The sequence below is a fragment of the Pseudarthrobacter sp. S9 genome (assembly GCF_050156545.1).
GTDB lineage: Bacteria > Actinomycetota > Actinomycetes > Actinomycetales > Micrococcaceae > Arthrobacter.
The window spans coordinates 3,239,599-3,258,773 of record NZ_CP189576.1 but is presented as its reverse complement, the minus strand read 5'-3'; the positions used below and the strand labels follow the sequence as shown (position 1 = coordinate 3,258,773).

Here is a 19,175-nt window from a genome sequence, read left to right as displayed (position 1 = left end):
CTGGCCACGCCGGACGTCCAGGATGGGCTGGCACCATCAACGAAAAGGATTCTTGCTTGACGCAGGGCAACAGCTCGCATTACCAGGTCCTCAGGATCCCCGTGACGGCGACGGACAAGGAAATCAAGGTGGCCTACCGCAAGGCCGCCCGCATGGCGCACCCTGATCACGGCGGCGATCCCGCAGCCTTCCGGCGCGTGACCCTCGCCTACGAGACCCTGATCGATGCGAAGCGCCGCGCCGACTACGACCGCTCCTACGGCAGCGGGTCCGGCGGCGCCTATTCCACCGGGGCCGCCGGCGGTGAGGGCGCCCATTTTGACGCCCCGGCGGCAGGCAGCCGGGCGTCCGCCAATGTGCGCCGACCCAACACGCCGCGCAATACCGCCGCGGACCCGCCCGTCTATGTGCCGCCTTTCGGGCAGTTCGCCCAGGGCGGCGGTGTGCCGCTGATTCCGGAAGAACTCGCACGGCAGCAGGTCCACGGCATGCCACGGAAACGCGGAATCTTCGGGGCCGAGGCGAGGATCCAACGCGAGATGCGGACTGTGCAGCTCATCAGCCGGCAGATCCTTACCGCGATTCCCGCCGCGCGCCTCATTAACGGCCTGCAGTCCCCGGCGGACAACAGCCACATCGACCACGCCCTTCTCGCCGGCTACCGGCTCGCGATCATCGGGTCCATGCTGCTGCCGCCAGGCGCCTATGCGTGGAACGGCAGCGCACTGAGGCACGGCGGACGGTCCATCGCCCCGCCCCAGCTGGCCCATACGGTGCGCCGCATGCAGGACATTTTCCCGGAGCTCAATGTCACCGGCTGGACTGTTGTCCACAGCACGGACGGCAACCTCCACGAACCGGTCATCGACCAGCACCGCCGTTCGACAGGCGGGGATGGCGGCAGCCCCGGCGGCAGCCAAGACATAGTCCAGGTGGTCAACGCCGCCGGCCTGGCTCGCGGCCTGAAACAGTTCCTGAGTTCCGGGCCCGCCCCGAACACCGTCAATGTTCCCGTGCTCGCCCGGCTGCTGCGCGGGATGCACTAGGAGGCTGCTGAAAAACGTGGTTGTGGGGCGGGCGGAACGCCACCAATGGCCGTCAAGCGGCGTGTTCTGGTCAGCACCCTTGGGTGCGACAACGGGGTCGTTCCGCCCGCTTGATTCATTGTGCCGCAGATGTGGGGCGTCATCCAGTGGTGGGATTGGACGGGTTCGAACGGATGGTTCATCCCAGCGTCCATGAGCCTTCGTTCACGGTCAGTCCGAGTGTGAGCAGGCGTCGCAGGTTTAGTCCCGCGATCCGCAGTTGCAGCCAGGCGTTGTTGCGGCTGGTGCCGCGGTGGGGAACGCGGCGGTTGCCGCGGGTGAGCCAGGCGATGGACCGTTCGACCATGGGCCGGTGGGTACGGTAGTTCTCCTGGAAGGCCGGGTCCGTGGCGCGTTGGCGGTGTTCGCGCTGCAACGCGTCGTGTTCGTGGAGGATAATCTTCCGTCCCCGTGGTGAGGTGGTGCACCGGGCCCGGAACGGGAAGCCGTTGCAGGCCGCTCCGAACGTGACCCGGCGTTTAGCGGTGATCCTGCGGGTGATCTTGTTCGGGCAGGTCATGGTCCCGGCTGCCTCATCGACGGCGAAGTCATCGAGGGTGAACCCGCCGTCGACGGCAGGGCGCAACGGCCAGGGTTTGATCACCGGGGTATGGGCGGTCAGGGCGAGGGCGGCGAGCATCTCCCCGGAACCGTAGGCCGAATCCGCCAGGACCTGCACGCTGGTACCGGTGATCGTGGGGTCCGCCGCGAGAAGCCGCGCACCAACGGTCCCGTCGCTGTTCTCCGGTCCGGAAGCCTTCGTCAGTTCCGCGGCGGTGATCAGCCCGGTATCGGGCTCGATCACGATGTGGGCCTTGAATCCGTCCTGCTGACGGGACTGGGTCTTATGCGCATGCCGGGTATCCGGGTCAACGGTGGAGATCATTCGGTCCGAGGCGACCCTGCGGGCGATCCGCCACCGCCCGTCGGTCCCGTCCGAGTCCTCGGCCGGTTCCACGTCCTGCCCGGCCACGAGGGCCAGCAGCGCGTACGCATCAGCGGCCTTGCCCTCGAGGGTGTCGGGATCGACCGCTCCCAGCAGGGCAAGCGCGTCGCTGACGAGCGCCGAGATCAACCGGTCTTTGGCGTCCTGGTCATCCCAGGCGATGTCCGGTTTGCCGGTGCGGGTGTAGTCGTACCCGGTAGCGTGGGTAGCCACCAGTTCCTGGCCGCCGGGGACTTCACGTCCGAAACGCCGGACACCGGCGATCAGCTGGGTGACCGTGTCCTGCCTCGCGACCGCGTCATCAAGGACCGTTGAATCCACTGCCCGCCGGCGCTTGCCCTTCAATACCCCGGTCCCTGCGACGACCTCGGCGATCGCCTCCATGATCCGGTGCGGGTTTCTCGATCCGGCCAGACGCCTCCGCCAATACGTCAGCGTGCTCGGGTGGAACGCCGTGTCGGTCAGCCCGTACCCGCACGCGGCCTTCCATCGCAGGTCAAAGGTCAACGCCTCCGCCGTTTCGCGGTCAGAGAGCCCCTGCAATGCCTGTAGCACCAGCACCGAACCAATCACCGGCGCCGGAACAGATGGCCGTCCTCGCCGCGACGGGAAGAGGTCCTCCATCATCGAATCCGGGAACAACCGCCCCCGATGTTTGGCCAGAAAAGCAAAGACGCTGCCCGGGGCCAACAACTCCCCGGCCAGCGCCTCAACATCCAAATACCCGCGTTGCGCGTCCTCACGTCCCTGCATAAGACCAGTCTTAACCACCAGCCCCACCAATCCAGCCGACGCGCCTTAACGCCCGCGACTTAATTCAGCAGCCTCCTAGGACGCGCGGCCGACGGCGGCGCGTCCGGCCGCCCGGGCCGGCGCGCTTGGTCCGGCGCGCATCCGGCGGCGGCGGCTCGCTAGGATGGGAGCGTGTTCCGCATCCTCTTCCACGCCCCCGAAATCCCCGGCAATACAGGCAACGCCATCCGGCTGGCCGCCATCACTGGTGCCGAGCTGCATCTGGTGGAGCCCCTTGGCTTTGATTTTTCCGACGCCAAACTTCGGCGGGCCGGGCTGGACTACCACGACCTCGCCGTCGTGACCGTCCATCCGGACATTGATGCGGCCTGGGCGGCGCTGAAGCCGGAACGCGTCTTCGCGTTCACCTCCGACGGCGAAGCCTCCTATACGGACATCAGCTACCACCCGGGCGACGTACTGCTGTTCGGCCGCGAATCGGTGGGTCTCCCCGAGGAGCTGAAGCGCGATCCCCATGTGACGTCGCGGGTCCGCCTGCCGATGCTGCCGGCCCTGCGCTCGCTGAACCTTGCCAACGCGGCTTCCATCGCCGTCTACGAGGCCTGGCGCCAGAACGGGTTCGCCGGGGCGAAGCTTTAGCCCCCGGCCGCCTGCGCAAGAAATCCCGGTGTCGCGCCCATCCGGTTCCTGCCCTGCGCCGAATCATCTGTGAAGGCCAGCTCATGACCAGTGGCAACGCGAACGCGGAAGGGAGCGAGGAGCGGCAGGTGACAACAGTACAGGTGGACAGACGCCCGGCCTGGCGGGTCACGGGTGGTCACGCCTCGCTAGCCGCTCATCCTGGCCCGGGAACGGCGGCAGGCACCTTATGCTGGAAGGTGATGGACACTCCCAACGCCCCGAACCCCGAGGCCACCGCTCCCCCGGGCACCTCAACCGACGTGAACCGCCGGCTCGGTCTCCTGCTGGAACAGATCGCGAAGGGCGACCAGGCGGCCTTTGCGGAGTTTTATGCGCTGACCTCCCGGCGCGTTTTCGGCATGGCCCGCCGCGTTCTGATCGACGCCGAGCTCAGCGAGGACACCACCCAGGAGGTCTTCCTCCAGGTCTGGCAGAAAGCCTCCAAGTTCAATCCGGAGGCCGGCAGCCCCCTCGCCTGGCTCATGACCATCTCGCATCGGCGCGCCGTGGACAAGGTCCGCTCCTCCCAGTCATCGACTGACAGGGAAGCGAAATACGGCGCCAGCAGCCAGGAGATCGACCACGATTCCGTCTCCGACGAAGTCGGCAGCCGGCTTGAGGCCGAGGCAGTGGTCCGGTGCCTCGAGACGCTGACCGAAACGCAGCAGGAATCCGTGCGGCTCGCCTACTACGGCGGCCTCACATACCGGGAGGTCGCCGAGAAGCTCAACGCAGCGGTTCCCACCATCAAGTCCCGCATCCGCGACGGACTAATCCGACTGAAGACCTGTCTGGGGGTGAGTTGAGATGACCGATATGAACGCACAGAGCCAGGGCCGGGTCCCCGGCGGCTTCGCCGCTGATATCGCCACCGACCTCACCTCGGGCCGCGCGGTGGACCTAGCGGAGGTTTACGCGCTCAATGCCATCGACGACGCCGAACGGGCCGCCATCGAGCACTACCTCGCCTCAGCACCGCAGACCGAACGCAACGCTTTCAACGAACGCGTGCGCCAGGCAAGGGAGACGCTTGCCACTAGCTTCACCGCCGAGGAAGAACCCCCGGCCGAGCTTCTCAACCGCATTATGGCCTCCTTGCCGGCCGGTCAATCGCCTGGTCAATCGGCCGCAACTCAGCCGCCGGCGGCCGGCCCGGCAACCGCCCCTACCGCACCCCCGGTCGTGGCAAAACCGCTGAGGGACGCCTCCGAGCTGCCCGTCACCGACGAGATCGGCGCTGCCCGCCAGCGCCGGGAAGAACGACGTCGGCCCCACGGAATGCGCAACTGGCTCGTCGGCGTTGCCGCCGCCGCCGCCATCGCCTTGGGCGGAGTGGGAGTCGGTGCCTACGTGGCGAACCAGAACGATCCGCTCAACCAGGTGCTTCAGGCCAGCGACGTCAGGCAGGCAACCGTCGAAGTCAGCGGAGGAGGCACGGCCACCGTGTCGATCTCCGCGTCGAAGGACGCCGTCGTGGTCAGGATGAACGGGGTCCCCGCGCCGCCCGCCGGCAAGGTCTACCAGATGTGGCTGATCCCCAAGGACGGCTCGGCTCCCGTCTCGCAGGGCCTCATGGACGCTGAAGCCCTGGCCAAGCCGGCGGTCGTCAAGGGCATCGGCTCCGCCGCGGCCCTGGGCATCACGGTGGAGCCCGCGGGCGGATCGACGACGCCCACGCTGCCGACCGTGGCCGCAGCGCCGCTGGGAACCTAGCTCCCGCGGGCGCCGGCCAGGGCTCCGGCCCGGGCTCCGACGCCACGGACGAAGGCGCGAACTAAAACGCCGCGCAGACCGTGAACCTCTTCCAAGGAAGGAGTTCAAGGCCTGCGCGGCTTCTTGTTTGGGCCGGCGGTCCGCCGGGCGGGGCTGCCCTGGCTAGATCACCAGCGAGAGCAGCATGATGAAGCCGAAGCCCACCACGGAGATGAGGGTCTCCATGACGGACCAGGTCTTGAACGTCTGGCCCACGGTGAGCCCGAAGAGCTCCTTGACCAGCCAGAAGCCGGCGTCGTTCACGTGCGAGAGGAACAGCGAGCCGGCGCCGATGGCGAGGGCCAGCAGGGCGGCATGCGTGGGTGTCAGCGAACTGGCCAGCGGCGCGACGATCCCGGCCGCCGTCACGGTGGCCACGGTGGCCGACCCTGTCGCGAGCCGCAGCGCGACGGCCACGATGAAGCCGAGCATCAGGACGGACATGTTGGTGCCCTCGGCCCACTTCTTCACGGCGTCACCGACGCCGGCGCCGATCAGCGTCTGCTTGAAGCCGCCGCCCGCGCCGACGATCAGGAGGATCGCAGCGATCGGCCCGAGGCTGGCGCCGATCTTGCTCGTGATCTTGTTGCCGGTGAATCCCACGGTATAGCCGAAGGTGACGATGGCCAGCAGCACGGCGAGGGTCATGGCGACGAGCGGCTGCCCGACGAAGTCGAAGAAGATCCGGATCGCCGGGGCCGTCTTGGTGTCGGACCAGATGATGTCCATCACGGCCTTGAGCAGCATGAGCACCACCGGGAAGATGATGGTCAGCAGCGTGACGATGAAGCTCGGCTGGCGCTTTACGCCTTCCATGTCCGCGCCGTGTTCGGTGTCAATGCCGCCCGCGACGGCGGGGGCCCCCACGGGGACCCACCGGGCGGCAAGCCGGGAAAACAGCGGACCGCAGATGATGACCGTGGGGACGGCCACGAGGATGCCGAGGGCCAGGGTGGTGCCGAGCTCCGCCTTGACGGCGCTGATCGCGATCAGAGGTCCGGGGTGCGGCGGCACGAGCCCGTGCAGCACGGACAGGCCGGCCAGCGCCGGGATCGCAATGCGCATGAGGGGCATCTTGGATCGCTGGGTGACCAGGACGATCACGGGAAGCAGCAGCACGAGTCCGATCTCGAAGAACATCGGCAGTCCGATGATCACCGCGACCAGAGTGATGGACCAGACGAGTTTGTTCCCGGTGGCCTTGGCCAGCAGCGTGTCCACGACGCGGTTGGCTCCGCCGGAGTCGGCCAGCAGCTTGCCTAGCATGGCGCCGAGGGCGATGAGGAGACCGACTTCCTTCAGGACGCCGCCCACCCCGTCCTCGAAGTTGGTGATGACCTTGGCCAGCTCCACGCCGGAGGCGAGGCCGACGAAGGCCGAGCCGAGAACGAGGGAGAGGAAGGGGTGGAGCTTGAACTTGGCAATGAGCACCACGATGAGTGCGATGCCAATGGCGGCCACCACCAAAAGTTGGGTGTCGTGGCTGGTCCAGCCCTCGACGGCAGCCGGAAGCTGCGTTGCTATCTGAAAATTCAAAGTGTGTTCCTAATTGCGGGTTGGGGTATTTACGGCGTCGCGCCGTCTGCCGCTTCTAGATTGAGTCGGTCGATGATTTCCTGCGCTTCTTCCGACGGCGTGGCTGAGACGCAAAGGGAAATGAAGTTTTCGTCCTCGGTGGGCGCTTCCAGGGCATCGAACTGCGATTCGAGCAGGGCGGGCGGCATGAAGTGTCCGTGCCGCGAAGCCAGGCGGTCGGAGATCTTGTCCTTGCTTCCCTGTAGGAAAACAAACACCACGCCCTCGCCGCGGAGGGCATCGCGGTACACCTTCTTCAGTGCGGAGCAGGTGATCACACCGGGGGTTCCGTCGTGGGTGTGGGCGCGGATCCATTCGGCGATGGATTCCAGCCACGGCCACCTGTCCTCATCGGTCAGCGGCTCGCCAGCCTGCATTTTTGCGACGTTTGACGCCGGGTGCAGGTCGTCGCCTTCCGCAAGGTCCCATCCGAGCCTGCCGGCCACGAGGCCGGCCACAGTTGATTTGCCGGATCCCGAGACGCCCATGATCACCAGTACCGGTTGCTGCGCAGTCTTCGCCATCAAAGTCTGCCTTCCTGAATAAATATGATTTAAACAGAGGCAAGCATATGACAGGCGTTACATTCGGGCAAGCCTAGAACCCGGCGATGGTCCCCGGCCCGTTGACTGTGACGACGTGGAAGGCCTCGGCGCTTCGCCCGGCCGGCAGGCCCGCGCGCGCCCCGGTGCTGAGCATGAGCCCGCGCACGGTCCGCTCCATCGCCGCCACGTCGGGATGCTGGCTGACGTGGATGTGGATGGCCGCGAGCTTGCTGTCCATCTGGTCCGTGACGTCCACAAAGTGGTTCTCGCGTTCCTCGGGCCCGGCGAAGAGCCACAGCCACGGCAGCTTGTAGGCCTCCAGCCCGGCAGCGGCCAGTTCCGGATAGGCGAACGGGTTTTCCAGGGCCGGATATACCGCACGGGTCACCGCCTCCCCCACCGCAAGGTGGTCCGGATGGCTCTTCTGGATCCGGTTCCAGTTGCGTTCGGGATGCATGGAAAGCACGACGTCGGGCCGGAGCTGCCGGATCAGCCGCACCACCTCACGCATCACCTCGAGCGAGGGCTCAAGGAAGCCGTCGCGCTGGTGCAGGTAATGGATGTCCGTGACGCCGACGAGCGCGGCGGCGCGCTGCTGCTCCGCCGTGCGCAGGCGCACGATTTCGTCGCGCTGCCCGGCGTCGAAGCCGCCGGCGTCGCCGTCGGTCATGATGCAGTAGCTGACCTGGACCCCGGCGGCCGTCCACGCCGCAATCGTACCCGCGGCGCCAAAATCGATGTCGTCAGGGTGCGCGGTGAAACAAAGGACCCGCTCGATCCGGGATGTCTCCGGATCGAGCGGGCTTTGCGCCGGACTGGCGTTCGGGCTCACGGGATCAGCCTTTGCGCTTCTTGATTTCTTCGGTCGCCTGCGGCAGCACCTGGAAGAGATCACCGACAATGCCGAAGTCCGCGATTTCGAAGATCGGCGACTCGGCGTCCTTGTTCACCGCCACAATCACCTTGGCGGTCTGCATGCCGGCCTTCTGCTGGATGGCGCCCGAGATGCCGGCGGAGATGTACAGCTGCGGCGAGACGGTCTTGCCCGTCTGGCCGACCTGGGCGTCGTGGCCGATCCAGCCGGCGTCCGTGGCGGCACGGGAGGCCCCGATGGCCGCACCCAGCGCATCGGCGAGCTCCTCCACCGGGCCGAAATTGCCGTCGACACCGCGGCCGCCGGCCACGACGATCCGTGCCTCGGACAGGTCTGGGCGGCCACTGGCGGGTTTTTCATTGCGGGCCGTGATCCGGGCCGAGGCTGTCGTGGCATCGGCAGGAAGCTCGACGGTGACGGTCTCCGGCGCCGTGGCGGTCAGGGCCGGCTCGGGCGTGATGCTGTTGGCCTTGACCGTCAGCACGGAAACCGGCGTTGTGGCTTTCGCCGTGGTGGTGTAGGAACCGGCGAGGACCGACTTGTGGGCTGTCCCGTCCGGGTCCACGGCGACGACGTCGGTGATGACGCCGGCACCGAGCTTGATCCCCAGCCGGGCCGCGATTTCCTTGCCGTCGGCGGAGTTCTCTGTGAGGACGACAGTCGCCTCTGACGCCGCGACGGCGGAGGCGAGGAACGCTGCTTTGGGGCCCACGAGGTAGTCGTCGAGGTCCGAGGCGGACGGCCGGTAGAGCGCCTCGGTGCCGTAGGCCGCCAGGGCCGCGGCGGCGTCGTCCCGTAGTTCGCCGTTGAAGGCGACGGCGGTCTCGCCGAGGGAACGGGCGATGGTGAGCAGCTCCAGGCTGGACTTCTTCAGCGCCTGGCCGGGGTTGTCAATGAAAACGAGTACTTTTGCCATGTTCGGAAAATCCCCTTAGAGCAGCTTCTGGGCGGCCAGGAACTCGACCAGCTTGATGCCTGCGTCGCCTTCGTCTGTGATGATGGTGCCGGCCGTGCGCGGCGGGCGTGCCTCTGCGGTCTCGACGGTGGTCCAGGAGCCGGACAGCCCGACCTGCGTCGCGTCCACGCCGATGTCGGCAAGGGCCAGTGTGGTGATGGTTTTCTTCTTGGCCGCCATGATGCCCTTGAAGTTCGGGTACCGGGGATCGTTGATCTGGTCGGTGACCGAGACGACGGCCGGCAGCGACGCCTCGATGGTGTCCGCGTGGGAGTCGCCGTCGCGGCGGGCAGTGAGTTTGCCGCCGTCGAGTTCCAGGGAGGACGCGAAGGTCACCTGCGGAAGACCCAGGCGCTCAGCGAGCTGGGCCGGGACCAGGGAGGTCTCGCCGTCGGTGGAGGCCATGCCGGCCAGGATTAGGTCCGCTGGGGTCTCCGCGCCGAGGTGGCGGATCGCTGCGGCCAGTGCCAGCGAGGTCGCCGCGGCATCGGAGCCGGCCAAGGCCTCGTCGCTGAGGTGCACCCCTTCCGTCGCGCCGATCTGCAGCGACTTCTTCACCGCGTTGACCGCGCCGGCGGGGCCCATGCTCAGAGCGATGACCTTGTTGCCGGCAGCCTCGCCGCCGCGGGCCTCGATCAGCTGCAGGGCGGCTTCCAGGGCGTACTCATCGAGCTCGGACAGGATGCTCTCCGAACGGTCCGTGGTGTTGCCCTCGCCGGTGAGATGGCGATCGAATTGCGCGTCCGGGACGTGCTTGACCAGCACGATGATCTTCAATGTCTCTTCCACTGTGTGTACAGCAGCCTTCCATGCGGGTGGATAGCCAGCCAGGCGGGGTCATGGCCACGGAACGCCCGGGGTGCCGGGCTGCTCCTAGCTAACCATATAGCGGCTCTCCGGCGCGGCCCCGTTAACGCCCGTGTCAGTGCGGTGTCAGCCCCGTGGGAGCGCGGGTGGCAGGGTCGCCGGACAGCGAAGAGGCCGGACGGCACCGTGCGGTACTGTCCGGCCTCCCCGCTGCTGCTGTGCTGTTTCCGCTGTTGTGTTGGGTTCTGTCAGGTCCCGTCTACTGCTCGGCCGCCGCGCCGAGGGTGACGTCGAGGTCCTTCTGCTGGCCGCCCCGCACGACGGTGACCTTGACCGTGGCGCCGGCGGGCTGTTCCCGCACTGCCGCGGTCAGCTGGTTGGGGTCGCTGATGGCCAGGTCCTGGAACTTCGTCACGACGTCGCCCATCTTCAGTCCGGCCTTGTCGGCGGCGGATCCGGCTTCAACCGTCGCGACTTCCGCGCCCACCGAGAACGCGGAGGCCGAGGTGCTCGCTGTCTTGGCCTTGACGCTCACGCCGAACTGCCCGTGCGTGGCCTTGCCGTTGCTGATGATCTCCTGGGCGACGCGCTTGGCGTTGTTGATCGGGATGCTGAAGCCGACGCCGATGTTGCCGCTGCTGCTGCCGCTGCTCGAGTCTCCGCCGGCGGAGGCGATTGCGACGTTCACGCCGATGATTTCTCCCTTGGTGTTGACCAGCGCGCCCCCCGAGTTGCCGGGGTTGATGGCCGCGTCAGTCTGGATCACGTTGATCGAGATGGATCCCTGGTTAGCGGTGCTCTGGCTCTGGCCGCCGCCTGGGGGCGCGAACTGGAAGCCCTGGTCGCCGCCCTGGGAGTTGTCGGCGCCGTCCTTCGGCGCTGCCGAGGAGGCGACGCTGATGGTGCGGTTCAGCGTGGAAACGATGCCGTCCGTGACGGTGCCGGTGAGCCCCAGCGGGGAGCCGATGGCGACGGCGGTGTCCCCGACGTTCAGCTTGCCCGAGTCGCCCAGCGTAGCGGGGACCAGTCCCGAGGCGTTGTCCATCTTGACTACGGCGAGGTCGGAGAGCGGATCGGTACCGACGATCTTCGCGCTGTAGACCTTTCCGTCACTCGTGCGGACCTCGACCGTGGCCTTGGCCGCCTTGCCGTCGAGCGTGACGACGTGGGTGTTGGTGAGGACGTGGCCTTCAGCGTCGAGGATGATGCCGGAGCCGGTGCCGCCGTCGCTGCCGCTGGTTGCCTTGATGGTCACGACGCTTGGTGTGGCCTTCACGGCGGCTGCGGTGATGGTGTTGACGTCTTCCCTGTTGTTCACGATCACCGGCCCGGCCTGGCTGGTGCTGCCGGTTGAGGCCGTGGTGGACCGGTCCGCCAGCAGCGCGCTGCTGCCTGCGACCACGCCGCCGCCGATCAAGCCGGCCGCGAGGATGCTGGCCACGAGGGTCGGGACGCCGAACGCTGCCTTGCGCTTGGGGGCGTGGGCGGGGTTGTTCGCGAAGTTGTTCCCGAAGCCCGGGTTGGACGGATAGGAAGGACCCGACGGCGGCTGGTTGCCGGAATAGCCGCCGTGCTGCGATTGGCCGTATTGGGAGGGGTTGCCGCCCTGGCCGTACGGACCCGCCTGCTGAGCCGGGCCATGCGCGTGCTGGCCGAAGGACGGCTCGTGCTGCGGGAAGACCGGACGCGGGGCGTCGTCCTCGGCGCCGTCCAGCCGGAGGGTGGGATTCTCGTGCGCTGATTCCGGCGCCTGGGCGGCCTGCGGCTGCTCCGAAGAGCCCTCATGCGGCTTGGCCGGCTCACGATTCTCTGGTGATTTCTCCGGTGACGCACCCTGCACTGGGTTCTCAGTCATAAGACTTCCTTTCATCCTCGTCTGCCTCTAACTATGGACGCTCTGACTGGTACTAGAGCGGACATTTGCTGGGAGGTTCCTGAACGGCGTGACAGAGGCTCGCGGCAAGCGCTTTGTACGGTTCAGCGCATTTCGCTGGTGGCATATTCCCATCGGTGGACGCTCATTCGGGTGCACCATAGAATCAAATGGAATTGCCACAGCGACCTGCGGCTTTACATCTGCGTGGGGGCGCTGCTGCATTCTGTGACGACTGGTTCGGCCGAACCGGTCGCAGAAGTGCTGAAGGGTTGCACATGCGGTCTAAGTTGAAACGTTTTCTCGCCGTTCTTGGCGTTGCCGGATTGCTGGCGCTTCCCGCCACTCCGGCCCTGGCCGAGGATCCGGTGACCATCCCGTCCGGGCAGAACGTCGTGGACGACGCGAACGTGCTCGGCAGCCGCAAGGCCGACGTCCAGGACGCCGTACAGAAGCTCCTGAAGGACCACAAGTACAACCTGTACGTCGTCACTGTCAAGACGTTTGAGAACCCCACCGACCCGAAATCGTGGACCCAGGCCGTAGCAACGAACAAGGGAATGGGCAAGGCCGACGTCATCCTGACAATGTCCGACGACGGCAAGTACTACTTTGCTCCGTACTCAACCAGCGCCATTGCCTCAAAGACGAGCAACATCAGCCAGAACGCCCTAGTTCCCAACCTTGCCGGAGGCAAGCGCGACTTTGCACAGGCGGCCATTGATACGGCCGCCGCGATCGGCGACGCCGCGGGCGGCGGAAGCGGATCAGTCTCCTCGGGAGGCGGCGCAGGCAGCGCCGTTCTCGTGGGTGTTGGCGTCGTTGCCGCGGGCGGCGCGGGAGCCTACCTGTACTTCCGCAGCCGCAGGAAGAAGGCCCTCCAGGGATCCGGCGCGGGCTACGGCCCGCAGGGCGCGGAGCTGGACCCGCTGGCTTCGCTGAGCGTGGAAGAGCTGCGCAGGAAGAGCGATTCGCTGCTGATCGAGGCCGACGACGCCATCAAGTCCAGCGAACAGGAGCTCGGCTTCGCCCAGGCGCAGTACGGTGACTCAGCTGTCGGCAATTTCACTAAAGCGCTGCAGGAAGCCAAGGCCCACATGTCGGAATCGTTCAAACTGCAGCAGCAGCTCGACGACCATATTCCGGACACCGAGGAACAGCAGCGTACCTGGCTCGGCGAAATCATCCGCCGGTCCGAAGCCGCCCTGGCATCCCTCCAGGAGCAGAAGGCGGACTTCGACTCGCTCCGGGAACTCGAGAAGAACGCCCCCCAGGCCCTCGCCGCCGTCAGCGCGGGAGCCATGGCAGCCGAGGCGAAGATTGCCAGCGCGGAACAGTCGCTGACTGAGCTGCGCGCCAAGTACGCCGACAGCGCCCTGGTGCAGGTGGCGGACAACATCAGCCAGGCCAAGGAACGGCTGGCGTTCGTGCAGAATGCCTCCGCCACGGCCCAGGAGAAGCTCGGCACGGGCGAAAGCAGCCTGGCGGCCGTCGCCGTGCGCGCGGCGGAGGAAAGCCTGCACCAGACGAACGTGCTGATCAGCGCCATCACGAAGGTCGCCGGCAGCCTCGACGAGGCACGCAGCGGGCTGGAGTCCGCCGTCGTCGACACCGCGCAGGACCTCGCCCAGGCGAGGGCCATGATCCAGTCCGGCGCCCATCCGGAGCTCGCCGGCCCGGTGGCCGCGGTGGAAACCGCGCTGGCCCAGGTCAAAGCCGAAATCCAGGGCGGCAAGATCGATCCCATCGCCACCCTGGCGCGCGTCGAAACGGCGCACCAGACACTGGACCAGTCCCTCTCCGGGATCCGCGACCAGCAGGAACAGGCGCGCCGCGCCCAGGCCTCGCTGCAGCAGAGCATCATGTCGGCCCAGGCCCAGATCAGCGCGACGTCGGACTACATCACCGCGCGCCGCGGCGGCGTGGGCACCGACGCCCGGACGCGTCTCGCCGAGGCCCAGCGGAACCTGGACTATGCCCTCTCCATCTCAAGGAACGACCCCGTCACGGCGCTGCAGTATGCGCAGCAGGCACACTCGCTGGCGGCTCAGGCCGCGCAGCTGGCCCAGGCCGATGTCGACCACTTCGGCGGCTACGCGAACCAGGGCTACGGCCGCGGCGGGATGTTCGGCGGCGGCGGGGGTGGCGGCCTCGGCGGCGCCATCCTGGGCGGCATCCTGATCAACTCCATCCTCCACGGCGGCGGTGGCGGAGGCTGGGGTGGCGGAGGCGGCGACGGCGGCGGCTGGGGCGGCGGCGACTCCGGCGGAGGCTGGGGCGGCGGCGACTTTGGCGGCGGCGGCGATTTCGGCGGCGGAGACTCCGGCAGCTTCTAGCCGGCCGCGGGCTCGCACGGACGGGAGCCCGCACAGACCAGGCGCCGGCGGGACCTGTCCCGCCGGCGGATAGAAGCGGTACATCATCTGTTCACTGAAGTCAGTGGGAACCACTGAGCAGGACGAAAGGTAACACCATGAAGCAGTCCATTTTCGGCCGCATGGCGCAGCTCGCGAAGGCCAACATCAACTCCTTGCTGGACCAGGCCGAGGATCCACAGAAGATGCTGGACCAGATGGTCCGTGACTACACGAACAACATCGCGGAGGCCGAGTCCGCCGTGGCACAGACCATCGGCAACCTGCGCATGCTCCAGGATGACTACAACGAGGACGTCAAGAACGCTCAGGACTGGGGCAACAAGGCCCTCGCCGCTTCCCGCAAAGCCGACGAATACCGCGCCAAGGGCGACGTCGCCGACGCCGAGAAGTTCGACAACCTCGCCAAGGTGGCGCTGCAGCGCCAGATGGCCTCGGAGAACGAGGCAAAATCGGCTCAGCCGAGCATCGCGTCCCAGAGCGAGGTCGTGGACAAGCTCAAGCACGGGCTGGACCAGATGAAGGGCAAGCTTAACGAGCTCACCAGCAAGCGCAACGAGCTCGTGGCCCGTTCCAAGACGGCCGCGGCGCAGAGCCAGGTGCACGATGCCCTCAAGAGCATCGACTTCATGGATCCCACGAGCGAAGTGGGCCGCTTCGAAGAGAAGATCCGCCGCGAGGAAGCCAAGGTCCGCGGCCAGCAGGAACTCGCCGCCTCCAGTCTGGATGCGCAGTTCAACTCGTTGGAGGACCTCGGCGAGCAGACCGAGATCGAGGCACGGCTGGCAGCGCTGAAGTCCGGCGGGGCCCCTGCGGCCATCGGCGCCGGCAACGGCGCTGCCGCCGGCTCCACGGTGGACGAAGCCGACTTCGACAAGCTCTAGGCAGACCATCGGCCGGCTTCCGCCGGCTCTTGAGGCCGGGTCCCCGGCGAACGATCCTTGGAACCCTGGACCGTTCGCGGGGCCCGGCCTTCCCCGTGTCTCCTTGGCGGCTGTCTCCTTGGCGGCGCCGCGACGTGGCCCTACAAGGTCTTCACGCAGTTCTGGAAGGCCTGTCGGGACTCCGCCGAGCCCCGCCTGCGTTTCGGTGCAATCAACCCGTTCCTGAGGCAACAAGATTCAGTGCAATCAACCCGTTCCTGAGGCAATAAGAAAGGCCCGGATCAACTGATCCGGGCCTTTCTTTCATTCACTGGTTGCGGGGACAGGATTTGAACCTGTGACCTCTGGGTTATGAGCCCAGCGAGCTACCGAACTGCTCCACCCCGCGTCGCTTGATCAACACTACCCTACTTTCGGGGCCATCCGGACCACTGCCTGCGCCAGTGCCGGCGCCGTTGCTTGATAGGTCCGTGTGACGCACTGCGGAGACTCCCCCCGGTGCCGGAAGACGGCCACCCGTGTCGCCGGCCGAGTCGTGGGCAGAGTCGTGGGCAGATCGGGGCGGATGGCTGACGGGCAAGCGCCCTGATCTGCCCACAGCATCAACCTGGACCCGCAAGGCTGGGCATGACGCCCGACCCATACCCACTTCTTGTCCTATGACCCCCTAAAAAAGCCGGGGCTTAAAAACAAGAAGGTCCGGAACACTGTTTCCAGTGTTCCGGACCTTCTCTCCAGTTGCGGGGACAGGATTTGAACCTGTGACCTCTGGGTTATGAGCCCAGCGAGCTACCGAACTGCTCCACCCCGCGTCGCATTCTCAACTCTACCTGCCGGTGAACTTGAGGCCAAATCGAGGCGACGTGATGTGTATCTCGCATGGCTGGAGTGGAACGGATGCTGGGCGTCGGGTGCTGTGTATCAGCTGCTTGGCGTCGGTGACGGCGTGGCCGACGGCGAGGCCGTGCCACCCGGCGTCGGCGTGACCGGCGCCTCCAGCTTGCCTTCGGCGTCGAGCGCCTTCTGCAGCGCCGCGGCGAGCCTCTTCTGCTGATCGCCGTAAGCGGCGAAGTCGCCCTTCGCGAGGGCTTCCTGGCCGGCCTTGATGGCCGCAGTGGCATCGCCCAGAGCAGCCTTCAGGTCCGCATTCGCGTTCGTGGAGCCGGGGGTCGGGGTGGCGCCGCCGGGTGCGGCCGGAGTGGCCGGAGCCTGCCCCTTGTTGGCCGAGTCACCGGCCGTTGCCCCCGAGTTCCCGCCAAACAACTGGTTCAGCGCCTCATCCAGGGTGGGAGCGAAGCCGATCTTGTCACCGAACGCCACCAGGACGCGCTGCAGGGTGGGATAGGACGTTTCACCCGTGGACCGGAGGTACACCGGCTGGACGTACAGCAGGCCTCCGCCGACCGGCAGCGTGAGCAGGTTGCCGTTGAGCACCGCCGACGCGCCCTGGCGCAGCAGGTTCAGCGCCTGCGACACGGTGGGGTCCGAGTTGAACTTGTTCTGGGCCTGGCCGGGGCCCGGGACCTGGGTCTCCGGCGGGATCTGCAGCAGCCGGAGCTGTCCGTAGCTGTCCGCCTTCACGCCCTTCTGGTTGCCGGCGTCCGAATCCGCGGCGAGGAACCCGTACATCACGTTGCGGGCGTTGTTGTTGACCACCTGCGGGATGAAGGAGGACGTCAGCTGGAACGCAGGCTTGTCCTGGTCCGGCATTTTCAGCGACATGTAGAACGGCGGCTGCTTGACGTCCTCCTTGACGGTGGGATCGTTCGGCACGGACCAGGCATCGTTGTTGGTGTAGAAGGCGTCCGCCTGAGTGACGTGGTAGCGGCCCAGGAGTTCGCGCTGGACCTTGAACAGGTCCTCCGGGTAGCGCACGTGGCTCATGAGCGCTCCGGACATTTCCGAGAACGGCTTCAGCGACGTCGGGAAGACGTGCTGCCAGGCCTTCAGCACCGGGTCCTGATCGTCCCAGGCGTAGAGCGTCACCGAGCCGTCGTAGGCGTCCACCGTGGCCTTGACCGAATTGCGGATGTAGTTGACCGAGCTGTTCGGCAGGGCGGCCGTCCGGCCCGCCGTCGTCTGCGAATCCGTGGTGGCCGCGGAGAGCTGTTCCTGCTGCGAGTAGGGGAAGTACGGGCTGGTGGTGTAGCCGTCCACGATCCACTTCACCCGGCCGTCGACCATGGCAGGGTATGCACTCCCGTCGACGGTCAGGTACGGCGCGACCTTCTCCACGCGGTCACGCGGGTTGCGGTCGTAGAGGATCTGGGAAGCGGAGTTCACGCCGTCCGACAGCAGCAGGTCCGAGGACTGGAACTTGATCGAATACAGGATCTTGTTGAAGAAGCTACCGACGTTCGGGCCGCCGTTGCCGGTGAAGGTGTACTGGGTATCGCCGCCGCCTTCCTTGGCCGCCGGGCGGTCCTGCTCGCGGTGCGAGGCGCCGTCGGGGGCACCGACGATCGAGTAGTCGGGCGAGTTCTGACCGAAGTAGATCCGCGGCTGGTAGGTCGAGTCGTTGCCCAGCACGCCCGTGGAGGGGATGCCTGCCTGCAAGAAGTCCGGCTTGCCGTCCACGGTGAACTTGTTGCCCTTGGCCGCAACAACGCCGTAGCCGTGGGTATAGACCACATGGCGGTTCAGCCACGACTGCTGGTTGGTGGCGAGGCCGTCCGGGTTCAGTTCACGGACAGCGATGACCGTGTCCTGGATCTTGCCGTCCACTTCGTAGCGGTCCACGTTCAGCGCGCTCGGGAACTGGTAGTACGGCCGGAACTGCTCAAGCTGCGCGAACGCATCGGAAATCAGGTTCGGATCCAGCAGGCGGATGTTGGCCGTGGTCTGCGCGTCCGGGGCCAGGGCGCCCGTGGTGGCATTGGTGGTGGCGTTGTAGCGCTTCTCCTGGATCTTGTCCAGGCCGTAGGCCGCACGGGTCATGCTGATGTTCCGCTTAATGTATTCGTTCTCGAGCGTCTGCTCCGAGGGGCGGACCTGGAACTGCTGGATGACCCACGGGTAGACGCCGCCAGCGAGGATCGAGGTGATGATGAGCATGGCGGTCCCGATCACGGGCAGCCGCCATTTGCCGATCACCGCGGCAACGATGAACAGCACGGCAACCAGCGCCGCGGCCACGGCCAGGATTGATTTCGTGGGGATGACGGCGTTCACGTCCGTGTACAGGGCGCCGGCCCAGCGGCCGCCGCTGTTCTGCACCGTGGAGTAGCGGTCCAGCCAGAAATTGACGCCGAGCAGCATCAGGAAGGCCGCGCCCGTCACCGCCAGATGGATCTGGGCGGCACGGCTAGTGAAGATGCCCCGCTCCATGATCCGGATGCTGCCGTAGAGATAGTGCGTCAGGATGCCCGCGAGTCCGGCGACGACGGCGACGCTGATCAGGAAGCCGGTGACGAAGCCGAGGAACGGCAGGGTCATCAGGTAGAAGCTGATATCCAGGCCGAACTGGGGATCGTTCTGGCCGAAGGGCTCCTGGTTCAGGAACAGCAGGACTTTCTGCCACTGGCTGGCGGCGGCGCTGCCGGCAAAGAGTCCGAACAGCACCGGCAGGCCGACCATGACCACGCGGCGCACCGGTTCGAGCTGGACCTGGTACCGGTTGAGATTGTCCCGGATTTCCGAATCGGGGGCATAGACCGGTCGTGCGTGGTACGCAATGCGGATGGCATAGAACATGGCGGCGAACATGGCGGCGAAGCCGGCCGCGAAGATGGTGAACCGTGCCAGGTTCTCAGTCAGGAAGACTTCGAAGAACCCCAGCTGCCGGTACCAGAGGACGTCGGTCCAGACATTGGCGAAGAAGATGAATCCGACCACGATCAGGGCGACGACGATCAACGTCGGCGTCAGGGCGCCGCGTCGTGTCTGGGGTCTTCCGGGCGGGACAGTGCTGGCGGGACGGGACAAACTCGGTACCTCATAGCTGGTCGTCAAATACTGGTTTTTAGTTATCAGTCAGTGCGTTGATTCGGTGCGTGTGATGAAGTGTTGATGCATTGTAGCGGCCGCAGCTGCCCTGCCGTCAGGTTCCTGGGGCCGGGTCCTGGGGCCGA

The 19,175-nt window shown here is 66.6% G+C and carries 14 protein-coding genes and 2 tRNA genes; 6 read left to right on the top strand and 10 right to left on the bottom strand.

What is annotated here, in order from left to right; genetic code table 11:
* The first annotated feature begins 56 nt into the window (after positions 1-56).
* Positions 57-1,046: a J domain-containing protein gene (locus tag ACQCSY_RS15565; RefSeq protein WP_427130147.1), complete on the top strand. Its 990-nt coding sequence runs from the start codon at positions 57-59 to the stop codon at positions 1,044-1,046.
* A 178-nt stretch (positions 1,047-1,224) separates the two neighbouring features.
* Here ACQCSY_RS15565 and ACQCSY_RS15560 read toward each other — a convergent pair whose 3' ends face one another.
* Positions 1,225-2,784: an IS1182 family transposase gene (locus ACQCSY_RS15560; RefSeq protein ID WP_427130145.1), complete on the bottom strand. Its 1,560-nt coding sequence runs from the start codon at positions 2,782-2,784 to the stop codon at positions 1,225-1,227.
* A 171-nt stretch (positions 2,785-2,955) separates the two neighbouring features.
* On the opposite strand from ACQCSY_RS15560, the gene ACQCSY_RS15555 reads away from it, so the two are divergent.
* From ACQCSY_RS15555 to ACQCSY_RS15545, 3 genes are all read left to right on the top strand, one after another.
* Positions 2,956-3,423, top strand: coding sequence for a tRNA (cytidine(34)-2'-O)-methyltransferase (locus ACQCSY_RS15555; RefSeq protein WP_427130144.1), 468 nt, complete (start codon positions 2,956-2,958; stop codon positions 3,421-3,423).
* A gap of 242 nt (positions 3,424-3,665) precedes the next feature.
* A complete protein-coding gene (gene sigK / locus ACQCSY_RS15550) occupies positions 3,666-4,271 on the top strand; it encodes an ECF RNA polymerase sigma factor SigK (RefSeq protein ID WP_427130142.1) in 606 nt (201 codons plus the stop codon).
* 1 nt (position 4,272) lies between these two features.
* The gene (locus ACQCSY_RS15545) at positions 4,273-5,178 is read left to right on the top strand and encodes an anti-sigma factor (protein ID WP_427130141.1); all 906 of its coding nucleotides are present in this window, start codon (positions 4,273-4,275) and stop codon (positions 5,176-5,178) included.
* Positions 5,179-5,340: 162 nt separating this feature from the next.
* Here ACQCSY_RS15545 and ACQCSY_RS15540 read toward each other — a convergent pair whose 3' ends face one another.
* The 6 genes from ACQCSY_RS15540 to ACQCSY_RS15515 all read right to left on the bottom strand — a co-directional run bounded on the left by ACQCSY_RS15540 (position 5,341) and on the right by ACQCSY_RS15515 (position 11,828).
* Positions 5,341-6,753 carry a gluconate:H+ symporter gene (locus ACQCSY_RS15540; protein WP_427130140.1) on the bottom strand — a complete coding sequence of 471 codons (1,413 nt, stop codon included), beginning with the start codon at positions 6,751-6,753 and terminating at the stop codon, positions 5,341-5,343.
* A gap of 29 nt (positions 6,754-6,782) precedes the next feature.
* The gene (locus ACQCSY_RS15535; protein ID WP_427130138.1) at positions 6,783-7,316 is read right to left on the bottom strand and encodes a gluconokinase; all 534 of its coding nucleotides are present in this window, start codon (positions 7,314-7,316) and stop codon (positions 6,783-6,785) included.
* Between the two features lie 73 nt (positions 7,317-7,389).
* On the bottom strand, positions 7,390-8,169 hold the full coding sequence (locus ACQCSY_RS15530) for a PIG-L deacetylase family protein (RefSeq protein WP_427130136.1): 780 nt from the start codon (positions 8,167-8,169) through the stop codon (positions 7,390-7,392).
* A gap of 4 nt (positions 8,170-8,173) precedes the next feature.
* Positions 8,174-9,127, bottom strand: coding sequence for an electron transfer flavoprotein subunit alpha/FixB family protein (locus ACQCSY_RS15525; RefSeq protein ID WP_427130135.1), 954 nt, complete (start codon positions 9,125-9,127; stop codon positions 8,174-8,176).
* Positions 9,128-9,142: 15 nt separating this feature from the next.
* Positions 9,143-9,943: an electron transfer flavoprotein subunit beta/FixA family protein gene (locus ACQCSY_RS15520; protein WP_427135870.1), complete on the bottom strand. Its 801-nt coding sequence runs from the start codon at positions 9,941-9,943 to the stop codon at positions 9,143-9,145.
* Positions 9,944-10,232: 289 nt separating this feature from the next.
* The gene (locus tag ACQCSY_RS15515) at positions 10,233-11,828 is read right to left on the bottom strand and encodes a trypsin-like peptidase domain-containing protein (RefSeq protein WP_427130133.1); all 1,596 of its coding nucleotides are present in this window, start codon (positions 11,826-11,828) and stop codon (positions 10,233-10,235) included.
* 296 nt (positions 11,829-12,124) lie between these two features.
* Here ACQCSY_RS15515 and ACQCSY_RS15510 point away from each other — a divergent pair, with 296 nt between their 5' ends.
* Complete coding sequence (locus tag ACQCSY_RS15510; protein ID WP_427130131.1) at positions 12,125-14,182, top strand: TPM domain-containing protein; 2,058 nt, start codon at positions 12,125-12,127, stop codon at positions 14,180-14,182.
* A 137-nt stretch (positions 14,183-14,319) separates the two neighbouring features.
* The gene (locus ACQCSY_RS15505) at positions 14,320-15,105 is read left to right on the top strand and encodes a PspA/IM30 family protein (protein ID WP_427130129.1); all 786 of its coding nucleotides are present in this window, start codon (positions 14,320-14,322) and stop codon (positions 15,103-15,105) included.
* Positions 15,106-15,416: 311 nt separating this feature from the next.
* Here the strand turns inward: ACQCSY_RS15505 and ACQCSY_RS15500 are convergent.
* From ACQCSY_RS15500 to ACQCSY_RS15490, 3 genes are all read right to left on the bottom strand, one after another.
* Positions 15,417-15,493 (bottom strand) — tRNA-Met (locus ACQCSY_RS15500).
* Positions 15,494-15,843: 350 nt separating this feature from the next.
* Positions 15,844-15,917: transfer RNA gene (locus tag ACQCSY_RS15495), tRNA-Met, on the bottom strand.
* Between the two features lie 109 nt (positions 15,918-16,026).
* On the bottom strand, positions 16,027-19,029 hold the full coding sequence (locus ACQCSY_RS15490) for a UPF0182 family protein (protein ID WP_427135868.1): 3,003 nt from the start codon (positions 19,027-19,029) through the stop codon (positions 16,027-16,029).
* Positions 19,030-19,175 lie beyond the last annotated feature (146 nt).